Origin of the sequence: Micromonospora sp. NPDC002717 (assembly GCF_040295705.1) — a bacterium.
Lineage (GTDB): Bacteria > Actinomycetota > Actinomycetes > Mycobacteriales > Micromonosporaceae > Micromonospora.
On record NZ_JBEOVW010000012.1, the window covers coordinates 172,154 to 186,743 of the forward strand.

Sequence of the window (14,590 nt, forward strand, 5' to 3'; positions counted from 1 at the left end):
CGCCTGCGTGCCGTCCTCGACCCGGGAGCGGGCGCCCTGGCCGGTGGTCGGCCGAGCCGCTCCGGTGCCCCCGTGCCGTCCACCGGCCGAGTGCTATACGGTCGCCAGGTGAGGATCGAAGAGCACTGGTGGAACGGCGACACGTCCCAGCGCGGGCGCCGCGACGTGTACATCCGCACGGACGGGCAGCGCTGGGACGTGCAGGTGCAGATCGGCGGCGCCTCCGGCCGGTCCCGGGTGCAGGAATGCCCGGGCCGGGCATCGGCGGTCATCCTCGCCGGCGCCTGGCGGGGCAACCATCCCGCCTGGCGTGAGGTGTCCGCCTGACGGGCGCCGACCCAGCCGGCGCACCGGGGCCGAGGTCGACGTCGGCGAGGGTCGACCCCGTTGTGACGCCACCGGGTCATGGTGGGCGTTGACCCGCCCACCCCCGCCGGTGGCTGGTTACGCTCGGGTCGTCGTCAAGGTCGGGGGAGCAGCATGAGCAGCCAGACGGTCCCCACGGTGATGCCGGCGGCGTTCTTCGGGCACGGCAGCCCGATGAACGCCCTGGAGCTGAACCGGTACACGTCCGCGTGGCGCGCCTTCGGCCGGTCGGTGCCGCGTCCCCGCGCGATCCTGGTGGTGTCGGCCCACTGGTACATCGGCGCCACCGCCGTCACGGCGATGCCCCGACCGAAGACGATCCACGACTTCTACGGCTTCCCGCAGGAGCTGTTCGACGTCCGCTACCCGGCGCCCGGCCTGCCCGAACTGGCCGAGGAGATCAGCGATGTCGTCCACCCCACCTGGGTCGGCGCGGACGTCGACTCCTGGGGCATCGACCACGGCACCTGGTCGGTGCTCACGCACGCCTTTCCCGACGCCGACATCCCCGTCGTCCAGTTGAGCATCAACGCGTTCAAGGATCTGGACTACCACCTGGATCTGGGCGCGAAGTTGGCACCGCTGCGCGAGCGCGGCGTGCTCGTCGTGGCCAGCGGCAACGTCGTGCACAACCTCCGCGGGGTGGATCCGCGCATGGTCGACGAGGGCTTCGACTGGGCGCACCGGTTCGACGAGGCGGCGAGGGAGGTCATGCTCGGCGACCCGACCGAGGCACCCGCGCTCGACGCCCACCACGACTTCGGCCTGGCCGTGCCGACGCCCGACCACTTCATCCCGCTGCTCTACCTGGCCGGCCTGGCCGGGGCCGCCGGCAACGGCTCGGCGGTGCTGGTGGACGGGTACGCGTACGGATCGCTGTCGATGACCGCGTACACCGTCGGGATGTCCTGCCAGGGGTTGGGCCCGGCGGCCGGTGCGCCGCTGCTCCCGGCAGACGTGCCTCCCGACTCCTCGAACATCTGATCACCCGGCCTCAGCACTCGAAGCCGCCGGCCAGCCGGTCGGGTCCATCCTCAGGACTCGGCGCGGGCCAGCAGCAGCCCGAGCGCCACGAACGAGCCGGCGAAGCCACGGCGCAGCCAGCGGGTCACCGCCGGCCGGGCCAGCACCCGGTCGCGCACGGCACCGGCGAGCAGCCCGTACGCGCCGAACACCACGAAGGTGAGCAGCATGAACACCGCCCCCAGCCCCAGCATCCGGGCCACCTGGTCCGGCTCGTCCGGGCGGACGAACTGCGGCAGGAACGCGACGAAGAAGATGGTCAACTTCGGGTTGAGCAGGTTCGACAGCACCGCCACCCCGGACCACCCGGGCGGGCGACGGCGCGGGCTCCGCCGCCGCGATCGTGAACCCGCTGCGGTCCCGCCACGTCGCCCAGGCCAGGTAGAGGAGGTAGGCCACCCCGACGTACGTGAGCACCTGGAACGCCGCGGCGCTGGAGTGCAACAGTGCGGCCAGGCCGGTGACCGCCGCCGCCAGGTGCGGGGCGACGCCCAGGGTGCAACCGGCGGCGGCGAGCAGCCCCGCGCGAGGGCCGCGGGTCAGCCCGGCGGCGAGCGTGTAGAGCGCCCCGGTGCCGGCCGGCGGCCTGGTCGTCGAGGACGACTACGACGCCGAGCACCGCTACGACCGGCCGCCGGTGCCCGCCCTGCGAGCCGTGCTGCCCGACCACGTCTGCTACGCCGGCAGCGTGTCGAAGCTGCTCGCGCCCGCCCTGCGCATCGGCTGGCTGCTGGCCCCGCCGCGCCATCGGGACGCGGTGGTCGACGCCAAGCGCAACGCCGACCTGGGCAACGCGGTGCTGCCGCAACTGGTGCTGGCCGAGCTGATGACCTCGGGTGCGCTGGAGCGGCAGCTGCGGCTGCTGCGCCGACGGTACGCCCGGCGGCGCGACGCGATGGTGGCGGCCGTCGCCCGGCACCTGCCGGGCGCGACGGTGCACGGGGCAGCGGCCGGGCTGCACCTGACGGTCACGCTGCCCGGCGAGGTGGCCGACACGGAGGTGGCGTCGGCCACCCTGGAACGTGGGGTGAAGGTGCAGCCGCTGTCGTGGCACTGCCAGCGCCCCACCCGCCGGGCCTGGTCCTCGGGTACGCGGCCAACACGGCCTCGGCCATCGAGGAGGGCGTCGGGGTGATCGCCGCGGCCCTGCGGGCCGGCCGGAACTGACCGACACCGGAAGCGAGCGGACGCGCCCGGCAGGCGGCCATCCCGCCCGGCGGGACAGCCGCCCGTCAACCGGAGACGACCCGTGTCTGCGGACCTGCGCCGCCGTGGGCCTGATCCGGGTGGTCGCAGGGAGTTTGTCCGGTGCACACACGGGGACACGTCCCTGCCACAGCCATGCGCGAGGAGGAGTAGGCGTGCGGTTCCTCAGCCGGCCTCGACGCCGTTTCCGGCCCACCCGGGTCATGACGCCGCCGTGTCCGCCCGACGAGTGACGGGAGCGCGGCGCGTCCGCTCGGTGACCGAGCAGTCCCGGGTCGCCACGGCGGAACTCTTCCTCGACGTGGTGTTCGTCTTCGCGTTCATCCAGGTGACCACCCTGATGACGGCGGAGGCGGGCGAGCTCGGCGTGCTGCACGGCCTGCTCGTTCTCACCGTCCTGTGGTGGTCCTGGTCGCTGTTCGCCTGGCTCGGCAACCGGGCCCAGGCGACCTACGGCCTGTCTCGGCTGGTGATCCTCTCCGTCACGCCGATCATGTTCGTGCTGACGGTGACGATCAGCGAGGCCTTCACCGACGTTCCCGGCGGCACGGACACGTCGCTGGCGTTCGTCGCCTGCTTCGCCGCCGTGCGGGTGCTCTACCTGGCGCTGCGGCTCTACGCGACCCCCGGACTGCGCCGCGTCGACCTCGCCGCGCTCACCGTGCCGATGGTCGTCGCGGTCACCCTGCTGCTGGCCGCGGCGCTGCTTCCCCGATCGACCCTCAGCACCGACCAGGCAAGGGCCGGGCAGGTCGTCCTCTGGCTGCTGGCGGTCATCGTCGACTACGGGGCCGGACAGATGCTCCGGGTCCCCGAACGCCAGATCTTCTCCGCCCGGCACTGGGCCGAGCGGCACAACCTGATCATGATCGTGGCGCTCGGCGAGGTGCTGGTGTCGGTCGGCATCGCCGGCGGCAGCGTACCGGGCTCACCGGGTCTGCTCACCGCCTCCGCGCTCGCCGTGGTGGTCGCCGGCGCCCTCGAACTGATCTACTTCGACCTGTCCGCCCTCATCGGCGAACGTGCGCTGCGGGACGCGGACCAGGCCCGCCGGGTGGCCCTCGCCAGAGACGGCTACACCTTCCTGCACCTGCCGATGATCGCCGGGATCATCCTGCTCGCGCTCGGGCTGAAGCACGTGCCGTCGCTGGTCGGCGACGCCCACGCCTACCGGCGGGGCGACCCTCTCGACAGTCTGGGTCTCTACGCCATGTACGGCGGGGTGGCGCTGTTCATGCTCTCGCACGCCGCGTTCCAGTGGCGGCTGAGCCGCGCCGTCCGCACCCTCGTGTGGCCGCGGGTCTTCGCGGCGATCCTGCTGGTGGCGCTCATCCCGGTCATCGCCCGACGGTCGGCACTCGCGGCGCTGGCGTGGCTGAGCGTGATCTGCGTCGTCACGGCGGCGATCGAGTTCTTCCTGACCCGCCGCGAGCGGCGGCGGCTCCGCGAGGCGCTGGCGGAGGAGGAATGCCCGAACAGTGAGCCGGCCGCGTGATCGGTGTGGGAGCGTCCGCCGCACCCCTACGGAAGGTCGCTGTCGCCGCCCAGGTTGGCGATCATCCGGCGGAGAACGTTCAGGCCGCGACGTACTCGACGGCGTCGATGCCGCCGTGCATCCGCTCGTGGACCTCGCGGCGAGCGGAAGGGGCCACCGCGACCGTCATTCGTCGCAGCCGACGCCGTCGCCGTCCCGGTCCAGGTCGTAAATGTCGCTGCCGACCACCCACACCGGTCCCTCGACGTACGCGGGCCCGTTTCCGCTACCGCCGGCGCAGTCGACGTCGCTGGCGACGGGCACACAGGCGCCTGTGTAGTTGGGGTCGCACCGTTGCGTCTTCTTCGTGCCCACGGCGACGACCTGCGTGATCGGCGCCCTGGTGACAGCGGACCGCACCAGCTTCCGGTCGGTCTGGACGCCGTCGGTCACGGTCACCTCGTAGGTGAGGGTCCTGATTCCCGCGACACCGCGGGTCCGCACCTTCCGGGTGCCCTCCGGGATGCTGGAGTCCTTGACCGTCCTGGTCTGGTAAGGAATTTTCTGGGTCTGCGTGACGGTGCGGATTTCGACGAGCGGCGACGTCTCCACCGTGGGCGTCGGCTCCGCCGGTGCCGCCTCCGTCGGCGTCGGCCCTGCCGGGGCGGCGATGTCTGCCGCCCCTGCCGTGGATGCGTCCGCACCCGATGTCTTCGGCTGCTCCTGGGGGGAAACGGCCCCCGGCCGCTCCGTGCCCGGAGGCGGATCGGTCGTCGCTCCGATCGCGACGCCTCCGCAGCAGCACAGCACCAGGAGGCCGGTGGCCGCGAGCGCGATCTGCGCCCTGCCGGGCAACCTGCGCCACCACGACCGTCGGTCCTGCTGCGCGAACTGAGCCGTCGGGCGAGGAGGGACCCAGGCGTACGCGGCGGTCGGCGGCTCGAAGGGCGGGGGTGGCGGCACCCGGCCCTGCCAGGGGTCCTGCGGAGGCTGATATGTCACGCCCCACAGTGTGCTTGCGTCATCAACAATTGCCGCCGGCCAAGCGGCCACTGTCCGTATCGGCGCCGGACGGATCGTCGCGACGGAAGGTTGTCGATCGGTGGCCAACCGTGCACGTGTCCGTCAGGTGACCGGAGGAGGGCCGACACGGCTGGTTCGACGTGGTCGGGCGTGGGTACCGGCGCCCGACGTCGTGCGTCATCCTGACGGCATGGCCGACGCGAACGTCCCGGAACCGCTCACGCTCCACGTGTACTGCCGGCTCACGGTCGCCGTGACCGACCCGCGAGTGCTCACCGACCACGCAGTGGCCGAGCTGCGGGCGGCAGACATCGACTGGTCGGCGGAGGAGGACGACCTCGACGCGGCCGCGGCGGAGCTGCGGGCCGACGTCGCGGTGTCGCTGGCGTCGGTGGTGGACATCGGCCGGCTGGTCGACGGGCTGCCGGGCGTGGCGGCCAGGGGCGGACTGTGCTGGGCCGAGGCCGGAGCACCCCGGGAACCGCACTGGCCCGGTTTCCCGAGCTCGCAATGACGGCGGCGACGGCATCCGGCTGTACGACAACCCCGGCGGTGAGCCGATCCGCCTTCACGGGTCGGCGGCCGACCGAGTTCGGTGGCGGTGCCGTCGTGTCGGGTGGGGTGGGAGGTGCGGGTGCGAGCTGTGGGCGGCCGACACCCCCGGCGCCGCCCGAGGTGTCGACGCCGCTCATGTCCGATGTGGTCGGTGTCACGTTAGCGTCTGCGCACGCCGACACCACCGCCACCGCTCCCGGACAGGAGAGCGCCATGACCACACCGCTCAAGGCCGCCACCGCCCTCGTCACCGCGCTGCTGCTCGTCCTCACCGCGGCGGCTCCCGCCCAGGCCGCCACCCCGTACACCAAGACACCCGTCTCCGGGTCGCTGCGCGCCTACAACGTCTCCGGCGTGTACGTCGCCGGCGTCTCCTCCGGTGGCTACATGGCCACCCAGCTCCACGTCGCCTACTCGTCGCGGATCCGGGGCGCGGCGGTCTTCGCCGCCGGGCCGTACTACTGCGCGCAGAACAACGTCGTCCAGGCGCTCAACGGCTGCGGCGACAACCTGTACCCGACGAACGTGACCGCCCTGCAGACCTACACCCGGACGTGGGCCACCTACGGCTGGGTCGACCCGGTCGGCAACCTCTCCGGCGATCCCGTGTACGTCTTCCACGGCAACAACGACGGCGTCGTCAAGAAGTCCGTCACCGATGACCTGGTCCGCTACTACCAGCACTTCGGCGCCGGCGTGCAGTACGACAGCGGCTCGTCGGCCGGCCACGCCTGGGTCACCCCGTACGGGACGCTGGGTTGCACCGCCACCGCCTCGCCCTTCCTGAACGACTGCGGCACCGACCCGCAGAACGCCCTGCTGCGCAAGCTGCTCGGCAGCGTGCAGGCGCCGAACACGGGCCCGCTCGGCGGAACGCTCATCCGGTTCAGCCAGAACACCCACGCGGTCAACGGTTGGGCCAACGGCCTGAGCATGGACGCCAACGGGTTCGCCTACGTCCCGGCGTCCTGCGCCGCCGGGCAGTCGTGCCGGCTGCTGGTCGCCCTGCACGGCTGCCTCCAGGGCTACGGCGCGGTCGGCACCGCCTTCGTCGACCGGGCGAACCTTAACCAGTACGCCGACACCAACAACCTGATCGTGCTCTACCCGCAGGCGCGGGCCACCGCCGGCACCAACCCGAACGGGTGCTGGGACTGGTGGGGCTACCTCGGCGCGACCAACTACCCGATCAAGGGCGGCGCCCAGGTGGAGACCATCATGAACATGGTCCGCCGGCTGGACGGCTGAGCTGCCCCTCACTCGTCTGAGCGGGGGCCCCGCACCAGGCCCCCGCTCAGGCCGGCTCGTCGGCGGGCGCGTTGCTGCCCACCAGGCGCGCGTCCGCCGCGGCCTGACCGTCGGCGTCCCGCGCCTCCTCGCACACCGTGGCGGCGTCCAGCCAGTGCCGCCGCGCCTCGGCGGCGTCGCCGAGGGCCGCCGCCGCGTCGCCCAGGTGCAGCAGCGTCCGCCCCAGCCCCGCCGTCGGCCGCCCGTCGCGTAGCCGCCGGCTCTCCGCCAGCAGCTCGTACGCCTGCCGTGCCTGGCCGGGAGCGGAGGCCAGCAGCGCCGCTCCCGCGTTGAGCAGCGCGGCGGCCCGGTTGGTCGGGTCCGCCACGGACTCGTACTCCCGCAGCGCCGCCCGCCACGACTGCGCCGCGTCGAGGTGCTCGCCGAGCCCGGCGTGCACGAGCACCAGGTTGGTCAGCGCCGCCGCGTAACCCCGGGCGTCGCCGAGCGCGCGGAAGGCGTTCGCCGCCCGCACCAGGTGGTGGTGCGCGGTCTCCAGCTCGCCCCGCGCCAGCCGGGCGGCACCCATCCCGAGGTCGGTGAGCGCGTGCCCGGCCCGGTCCGCGCCGGAGCGGTGCCGCCGGGACAGCTCCAGGTGCTCCACGGCGTCGTCGAGCTGCCCCAGGTCCAGCAGCACCAGGCCGAGGTTCATCCGCGCCTGCGCGGTGCCGCGCCGGCCCCGCTCCGCCACCGCCAGGCTGAGCGCCGTCGCCGCCCCCTGCGGGTCGCCTCGCCGGCGGCGCAGCACCCCCAGCTCGTTGTGCGCCCAGCCGGCGATCTCCGGCCGGTCGTCGGCGGTGGGCGTGGCCAGCACCGTGCGGCACACCTCCTCCCACTCGCCGAGCCGCTCCGCGTGGGCGAGCCATCCGCACAGCGCCACCGCCAGCCGGAACCACCAGCGGCGCACCCGCCGCGGCAGCGTCTCCGCCGCGCCTGCCGGCACCTTCACCACCGCCAGCAGCAGCTCCTGGTGCAGGTCGAACCAGCCGTACGGGTCGTCGTCCAGGGCCAGCGTCGGCTCCCGGTCCGGCGGCGAGCCGGCCACCGCGAGGCTCGTGGCGTGCCGCTCGGCGCAGCGGGCCAGGTGCCGGGTGAGCCGGGCCTGCGCGGCCACCCGCCGCCGCGCCGGCTCCGCGTCGCGCAGGTGCATCCGGGCGTACGGGCCCAGCAGCGGGCGCACCTCGTAGCGGTCGCCGGGCGCGCCGGTCACGAACCCGCCGGTGGCCAGCTCGTGCAGCAGCGCGGCCACCCGGTCCGGGCGGCGGCCGGCGAGCGCCGCGATCGTCGGCCGGTCCAGCGGCACCGGGCTGAGCGACATCAGCCGCCACAACCTCCGCGCCTCGCCGCCCAGCGCGTGGTACGCGGTGTCCCGCCCGGTCACCAGCAGGGTCGCCGGGGACGCGGCGACGTGCTGGTGCGGGGGCGTGTCGACGGCGCGGCGCAGCGCGTCGAGCACGTCGGCGTGCCGCCAGCCGTGCTGCGCCGTACGCCGACCCAGCTCCGCCACCGTGCGGGGCTGCCGGCCGCACAGCTCGACGAGGACGCGTACGGCCGGGTCGGTGCGCGGATCCGGGCGGTGCGGCCGGGCGACGGGCGCGGCGGCGCCCGCGGCGGCGAAGAGCTCGACCGCGTCGTCGGCGTCCGGCTCGGCGAGACCGTGCGCCACCACCCCCTCCAGGGCGTCGAGCGCGGGCGTGCCGACCAGCAGCAGTCGGCAGGCCCGCGCGGTCGGCGGCAGCAGCGGCCGGACCTGGCCGGGGTCGTCCACGTTGTCCAGCACGACCAGGATCTGTCGGCCGTCGAGCTGCCCGCTCAGCTCGTCGGCGGCGTCGGCGAGGTCGTCGGCGTGGCCCGACGCCGGCGGCCGGGTGCCCAGGATCCGGGCCAGCGCGGTGAGCACCTGCCGCGGGCCGTGCGGCCGGCCGCCCCGCCGCAGGTCCAGGTAGTACTGGCCGTCGGGGAAGTCCTCCCGGCACAGGTTGGCGGCCTGGATCGCGCAGGACGAGGTGCCGACGGCCCGCCGGCCGACCACCGCCACCGCGTGCTCCTTCGCCAGCAGGTCGATGATCGCGTCGACGTGCCCGGCCCGCCCGGTGAACCCCGCCGGCCAGGGCAGGGTGGGCGCGCCGACGGCGGGCGGGGTGTCGGGGTCGTCCTGCGTCGCGGCCTGCTGACGCTGGCGCCGCCACTCCACGATCACGGCGGCGGCGAGGCCGAGCACGATCACCCCGGCGCTCGCGGAACCGAGCTGGGCGACCGACAGCTCGGAGAGCAGGTTGCCCGTGACGTTGCCGAGCACCGCGCTGACCGTCCCGCCGACCACGCCGCCGATCGCCAGCAGCAGGCTCAGCCGGCGCGCCCGGCGGGAGCGGCCGGCAGGCCCCTGCCCGCTCACCGGACGCCCCCGGCGACCAGGCCGGCGACGAGCTGGCGGCGGGCCAACACCACCAGCAGCACCGGCAGGATCGAGGCGATCACCGAGCCGGCGGCGAGCGCGCCGCTGTTGGCGACGAAGCCGCGGGTCTGGCCGGCGAGGAACAGCCCCAGCGGCACCGCGCCCGGGCCGCTGAACAGCAGGCCCACCACCAGGTCGTTCCACACCTGCACGAACTCCAGCACGGCGACGGCGACGACGGCCGGGCGGTTGTGCCGGGCGAGCAGCCGCAGCGTGCCCCACCAGTGCCGCCCGCCCACCCGGGCCGCCCGAACCTGCTCGGCGGGCAGGTCGGCGAAGGCGTTGCGCAGCACCAGCACGGCGAACGGCACGCCCAGCGCGACGTGCACCAGCGCCAGGCCGCGCGCCGTGCCCGAGGACAGCGCCACCCCGAGCACCTCGTTGACGGGCCCCGCGATCACCTGCACCGGCACGATGCTGGCGGCCATCAGCAGCAGGCCCGTGCCCTGGGCGGCCGGCCCCGTCAGCCAGGCGAGGGGGTACGCGGCGAGCAGCGCGACGCCCAGCACCGCGGCGGTCACCACCGTCGCCAGCACCAGCGTGAAGCCCAGCGTGCGCCACAGCTCGACGCCGGTGAGCAGTTCCCGGTAGGAGGCGAGGCTCGGCGGTCTCGACCACCAGCCCTCACCCGCGGCGTCCACCGTTCCGTGCAGCGAGGTGGCGAGCAGCACCCCGAGCGGCACCAGCCAGGCGACCGCCGCGCCCGCGACCAGCAGCCGGATCGACCGGCGTGGTGCCGGCGCCGCCGGGTCGGGCCCGACGGGCGCCGGATCCCGGGGCGGAGGCCAGGCCTGCCGCACGAACAGCGCCGCGACCAGCACCCCGGCGGCCACCGCCACCAGCCAGACGACGCCGAGCGCGGCGCCCTCGCCGGTGGTGGCGCCGTTGGAGGTCTGCCAGACCCGCAGCGCCAGCACCGACGCCTCGTCGCGCACCGAGCCGGGCGCCAGCACCAGGATCAGGTCGAACGTGCGGGTGGTGCCGAGCGCCACCAGGGTGAAGACGACCGCGACCGTACGCAGCAGCAGCGGTCGCCACTGGGCGTCCCAGAGCACGTCGCGGCGGTTGCCGCCGTACGCGCGGACCGCGTCGGCGAGGCTCGGCGGCACCGCGTCGAGGGCGGCCCGGAACACCAGCACGGCCAGCCCGACCCAGGCCCACACGAACGCCGACATCAGCGCCACCGTGACCAGGCCGGGGCCGAGCAGGTGCGGCGCGTCCGCCGCCGACCGGCCGGTCAGCCTCGCGGCGACCAGGGTGGCCAGCCCGCGCTCCGGATCCGGGTCGTACATGAGCCGGAACGTGACGCCGGTGACCACCAGCGGCAGCGCGGTCGGCACCACCAGGATCAGCCGGACCAGTCCGCCCTCCTGCGAACGGCGGGAGGCGGCGGCGAGCAGGTAGCCCAGGACGGTCACCACGGCCGGCACGACCAGCGCCCAGAGCACCGTGCGACCCACCACCGCGCCGGTGCCGGGCGCGGCCAGCGCCGTGCGGTAGTGCTCCGCGCCGACCCACCGGCCGTCGGTGGTGACGCTGGCGTGCAGCGTACGCAGCACCGGCCACGCCACCAGCCCGCCGAGCAGCAGCAGGGCGGGCAGCAGCAGCGTCGAGGTGGCCCCCGCCGCGGGGTAGGCCCGCCCGCGCCGGGGCGGCCCGACGTCGTCGAGGACCGCCGGCTCGCCCAGCACCCGGCTCATCGGCCCCTCCCCGCGGAGCGGGCCGCCGTGGCCAGTTGACCGGTCGCCCGCCGGACCGCCTCGCCGACGGCGACCCCATCGGTGACGTCGGCGAAGAAGTCCTGCATGATCCGCCAGATGCCCACCCCGTCGGAGCCGGTGAACGGGCCGGGCAGCCGGTCGGAGAGGTCGAAGCGCACCACCTCGGCCGTGCGCAGCTCGGCGGCGAGGCGGCGGCGCACGGCGTCGCGGTAGTCCGCCAGCGGCACGGACACGTTGGGGGAGAGGTAGCCGCCGGCGCGCAGCCACGGCTCGAACGCCGTCCCGCCGCTGAGCCAGCGCACCAGCTCCGCGCCGCGGGCCGAGCCGGCGAAGGCCACCGCCGCGTCGCCGCCGACGATCAGCGGTTTGTCGGCCAGCCGGGCGCCGGGGAACCGGAACGTCTCCGGCCGCTCCGGGCCCTGGCGGAACCGGCTGGCGACGTCGTCGACGAAGTCGGCCTCGAAGAGCATCGTGGCCCGCCGGTGGTACACCACCTGGATCACCGACTCCTCGTACTGGGTGAGCAGGGCGCGGCGCCCGCCACCGGGGAACGCGCCGTCGACGCGCCACAGCTCGGCGAGCCGGTCCAGCGCGACCTGCACCGGCCGGGCCCGCCAGTCGGCCTCACCGTGGGCCAGCGCCTCGTAGAAGCCGGGCGGAGCCACGTCGGCCAGGACGTTCTCGAACCAGTCGGTGAGCACCCAGCCGTCGGCCGCGCCGACGGCCAGCGGGGCGGGGCCGTCGCCGGCCCGGGCGCGCGCGCCGAGCCGCCGGGTGAGCGTGACGAGCTGGTCCCACGTGCGCGGCGGCTCGGGGAGCATCGACGGGAAGTACCAGAACAGCGACTTGTGGGCCGCCTTCACCCAGACGCCGTAGCGCCGCCCGTCGGCGGAGAGCAGGTCGGCCATGCCGGGCGGGAGGGCGTAGCTGGCGGCCGGGGTGAGCTCGCGCAGCCAGCCGCGCCGGGCGTACTCCACGACCAGCCCCGACCTGGGCAGGATCGCCACGTCGGGGCTGGTGCCGGCGAGCTGGCGGGCGCGCAGGAACGCGTCGATGTCGTTGCCGGCGCTGATCACCTGCACACCGGCGTCGTAGCCGGCCACCACCTCGCGGAACCGGGCCAGCTCCCCGCCGCTCCACACCACCGCGACCTGGACCGACGGCTCCGCCCGGGAGCAGCCGGCGACGGCGGTCGCGCCCGCCGCCGCGGCGGCCCGCAGCAGGGCCCGGCGGCGCAGCCGCCCCGGTGCGGTCACGCGACCACCTCGGCGGCGACCGGCACGTCGGCCAGCGAGTCCGGATCGCGGGTGCACACCAGCACGGCCGCCCCGGCGGTGTCCGGCGGCGACAGCCGCCCGACCAGGTCGGTGAGCCGCCCGCCGCCGGCCGGCCCGGTCGGCAGGTCGATCACCAGCACCTCGGGCAGGCAGGCCACCGCCCGGGCCAGCGCGACCCGGAACCGTTGCGCCTCCGACAGCAGGTGCGGTCGCAGCTCCAGGGTCGGTGCCAGCTCCAGCCGGTCGACCACCGTCGCCGTCCAGTCGTCGGCGACCTCCCGCACCCGCTCCCGCCGGCGCTGGCCGTAGGCGATGTTGCGGCGCACGGTCAGGTGGGGCAGCAGCGCGCCGCCGGCCGGGACGTAGGCGATCCGGCGGCGCGGCGGTGGCATCCCGGTGACGTCCCGACCGCCGACCAGGACCTGACCGGCGACCGGCGCGGCCAGCCCGGCCACCACCCGGGCGACGGCGGTGCCGACCGGCGGGTCGGCCACCAGCGCGGCCGAGGCGCCCGCGGCGACGTGGAGGGTCACCGGCGCGGCGTCGGGCACGGCGACGAGTTCGCGCAGACGTAACGTGGCCATCACCTCCGGTGACCCGGGCAGTCACCCCCAGGGTGGCACAAACCGGCGACCCGCGGTGCCCCGCACCCTCCCCTGTGGAGTCACGACGGGCTCATGCCACCACCTCCGGCGGCACCGGCTCCAGCGCGTCGAAGCGCAGCCCCAGGGACGGCGGGGTGAGCAGCGGCTGCCGGCGCCGCTGGGTCCACAGCACCGGCCTGCCGTCGGTGGCCCGGGCCAGCACCGCCCGCCGCTCCACCCGTACGCCGTCGGCCGGCACCGCCGCCGGTTCGAGCTGGTGGGTGGGGTGCGTCCCGCCGGCGGCCGGGTCGACCAGCAGGTCACTCTCCGCCTCGGGCAGCAGCACCGCCGTGGGCCCGGACAGGTCCACCCCGCGCCCCTGCACGTACCGGCGCCGGCCGGCGACCTCCTCCACCACGTACGGGTGCCAGTGCCGGGGCACCCTCGTCATCGGCCGGTACGCGAACCCGGGCCGGCCGGAGGCGTCCAGGTGGGCCGGGGGCTCGGCCGGGGCCTCCTCGTCGCCGAGCACCCCGCGCCCGCGCAGCCGCTGCTCCACCGCCCAGACCAGGTTGGCGTCCTCGTCGGTGCCGATCACCACCTCGTCGAGCACCGGACCGGCCAGCGGTGTGGCCGCCGTGGCCCAGACCACCAGGGAACGGCTGTCCAGCCCGTCGGTGGCGAAGAGGCTCCAGCCGGCGGGCGGCGTCACCGGCCAGTCCTCGCCGAACGAGTCGTGCACCACCACCTCGTCCAGGGTGACCACGTGCCCGGCCAGACCGGGCACCGCGAAGGCGAACCAGTCGTCGGAGTGGTTGACGATCAGGTCGATCAGCAGCAGCGTCGCCAGGTGGGAGCGGTCCGGCGGGTAGCCGCCGACGTCCACCGCGGCGTCCTCGATCTGCCACCATCGGGGCAGCGGCGCGCCCGGGTAGCGGACCCGCCGGGGCACGGTGGTCGCCGCGTCGACCGGCACGGGCGGGTCGGGCAGCGGGCGGTCGGCGTCCACCGCGTACCAGTCGAGGTCGCCGCCGTCGTGCCGGCGCAGCGCCAGGGTCACCCCGTCGGCGGTGAAGTCGGCGTCGTAGGCCAGCTCCGCCGGATCCCACAGGTCCACCGGCTCCGGCTCCGGCGGGCGCAGCCCGGCGAACCACGCCTCGGGCAGGCCCAGTTCGCCGCGCCGCCGCCACAGCTCGCGGCCGTCCACGCCGGTGCCGTCCAGCACGTCGTACGGCACGGGCAGCGCCGCGAGCAGCAGGGTCGGGTCGGCCGGCAGGGGCGTCCCGGCCGTCCCGGCCGCCGCCGCGACCGCCCGGCCGGCCGCGATCCGCCGGCCGGGGGTCCACCAGTCACCCGGCTCGGACTCGACGATCGCCTCGGCGGGGGTGGTGCGCGGGTCCAGGTGTGGCTGCCCGCCCAGCGGGTCGACGGGAGTGAGCCGGGCCCGGTAGCTGACCCGCACCGGGGAGGACGCGTCCTCGCCCTGGTGCTCGCCGAGCTGCCACTGCCGGCCGAGCAGCCAGGCCGGGTCGGCGACCTCGGCGGCGAAGCCGCGGGTCAGGTCCGACCCGGCCTGGTCCGCCTCCAACCGTCGTACCGTGTCGAAGACCAGCGCCATC

General features: G+C 75.3%; 13 protein-coding genes and 1 pseudogene. 6 read left to right on the forward strand and 8 right to left on the reverse strand.

Going from position 1 to position 14,590, the window contains the following annotated elements; all coding sequences use genetic code 11:
• Window positions 1-108 precede the first annotated feature (108 nt).
• Together ABT006_RS19775 and ygiD are read left to right on the forward strand one after the other, a co-directional pair.
• On the forward strand, window positions 109-327 hold the full coding sequence (locus ABT006_RS19775) for a hypothetical protein (protein ID WP_350708282.1): 219 nt from the start codon (window positions 109-111) through the stop codon (window positions 325-327).
• A gap of 153 nt (window positions 328-480) precedes the next feature.
• Window positions 481-1,350, forward strand: coding sequence for a 4,5-DOPA-extradiol-dioxygenase (ygiD, locus tag ABT006_RS19780; RefSeq protein WP_350708284.1), 870 nt, complete (start codon window positions 481-483; stop codon window positions 1,348-1,350).
• 50 nt (window positions 1,351-1,400) lie between these two features.
• On the opposite strand, the gene ABT006_RS19785 is transcribed toward ygiD, so the two are convergent.
• Both ABT006_RS19785 and ABT006_RS19790 read right to left on the reverse strand, forming a co-directional pair.
• The gene (locus ABT006_RS19785) at window positions 1,401-1,685 is read right to left on the reverse strand and encodes a LysE family translocator (protein ID WP_350708286.1); all 285 of its coding nucleotides are present in this window, start codon (window positions 1,683-1,685) and stop codon (window positions 1,401-1,403) included.
• A gap of 103 nt (window positions 1,686-1,788) precedes the next feature.
• A pseudogene (locus ABT006_RS19790) lies at window positions 1,789-1,932 on the reverse strand (LysE family transporter); the annotation flags it as partial.
• Window positions 1,933-1,960: 28 nt separating this feature from the next.
• Here ABT006_RS19790 and ABT006_RS19795 point away from each other — a divergent pair.
• Together ABT006_RS19795 and ABT006_RS19800 are read left to right on the forward strand one after the other, a co-directional pair.
• Window positions 1,961-2,524, forward strand: coding sequence for an aminotransferase class I/II-fold pyridoxal phosphate-dependent enzyme (locus ABT006_RS19795; protein ID WP_350708288.1), 564 nt, complete (start codon window positions 1,961-1,963; stop codon window positions 2,522-2,524).
• Between the two features lie 327 nt (window positions 2,525-2,851).
• Complete coding sequence (locus tag ABT006_RS19800; protein ID WP_350708290.1) at window positions 2,852-4,090, forward strand: low temperature requirement protein A; 1,239 nt, start codon at window positions 2,852-2,854, stop codon at window positions 4,088-4,090.
• A gap of 165 nt (window positions 4,091-4,255) precedes the next feature.
• On the opposite strand, the gene ABT006_RS19805 is transcribed toward ABT006_RS19800, so the two are convergent.
• A complete protein-coding gene (locus ABT006_RS19805) occupies window positions 4,256-5,071 on the reverse strand; it encodes a G5 domain-containing protein (protein WP_350708292.1) in 816 nt (271 codons plus the stop codon).
• 211 nt (window positions 5,072-5,282) lie between these two features.
• Here ABT006_RS19805 and ABT006_RS19810 point away from each other — a divergent pair, with 211 nt between their 5' ends.
• Window positions 5,283-5,606 carry a hypothetical protein gene (locus tag ABT006_RS19810; RefSeq protein WP_350708294.1) on the forward strand — a complete coding sequence of 108 codons (324 nt, stop codon included), beginning with the start codon at window positions 5,283-5,285 and terminating at the stop codon, window positions 5,604-5,606.
• 254 nt (window positions 5,607-5,860) lie between these two features.
• A complete protein-coding gene (locus tag ABT006_RS19815; RefSeq protein ID WP_350708296.1) occupies window positions 5,861-6,895 on the forward strand; it encodes an extracellular catalytic domain type 2 short-chain-length polyhydroxyalkanoate depolymerase in 1,035 nt (344 codons plus the stop codon).
• Between the two features lie 46 nt (window positions 6,896-6,941).
• Here ABT006_RS19815 and ABT006_RS19820 read toward each other — a convergent pair whose 3' ends face one another.
• The 5 genes from ABT006_RS19820 to ABT006_RS19840 form a co-directional block, all read right to left on the reverse strand.
• A complete protein-coding gene (locus ABT006_RS19820; RefSeq protein ID WP_350708298.1) occupies window positions 6,942-9,329 on the reverse strand; it encodes a tetratricopeptide repeat protein in 2,388 nt (795 codons plus the stop codon).
• Window positions 9,326-11,089 carry an ABC transporter permease gene (locus ABT006_RS19825; protein WP_350708300.1) on the reverse strand — a complete coding sequence of 588 codons (1,764 nt, stop codon included), beginning with the start codon at window positions 11,087-11,089 and terminating at the stop codon, window positions 9,326-9,328. Before ABT006_RS19825 ends, ABT006_RS19820 begins: the two co-directional genes overlap by 4 nt.
• A complete protein-coding gene (locus ABT006_RS19830; RefSeq protein WP_350708301.1) occupies window positions 11,086-12,366 on the reverse strand; it encodes an extracellular solute-binding protein in 1,281 nt (426 codons plus the stop codon). The genes ABT006_RS19825 and ABT006_RS19830 overlap by 4 nt, the downstream gene beginning before the upstream one ends.
• Window positions 12,363-12,971, reverse strand: coding sequence for an ATP-binding cassette domain-containing protein (locus ABT006_RS19835; RefSeq protein WP_350708303.1), 609 nt, complete (start codon window positions 12,969-12,971; stop codon window positions 12,363-12,365). The genes ABT006_RS19830 and ABT006_RS19835 overlap by 4 nt, the downstream gene beginning before the upstream one ends.
• Before the next feature lie 91 nt (window positions 12,972-13,062).
• Window positions 13,063-14,589, reverse strand: a complete 1,527-nt coding sequence (locus ABT006_RS19840; RefSeq protein ID WP_350708305.1) for a hypothetical protein — start codon at window positions 14,587-14,589, stop codon at window positions 13,063-13,065.
• Window position 14,590 lies beyond the last annotated feature (1 nt).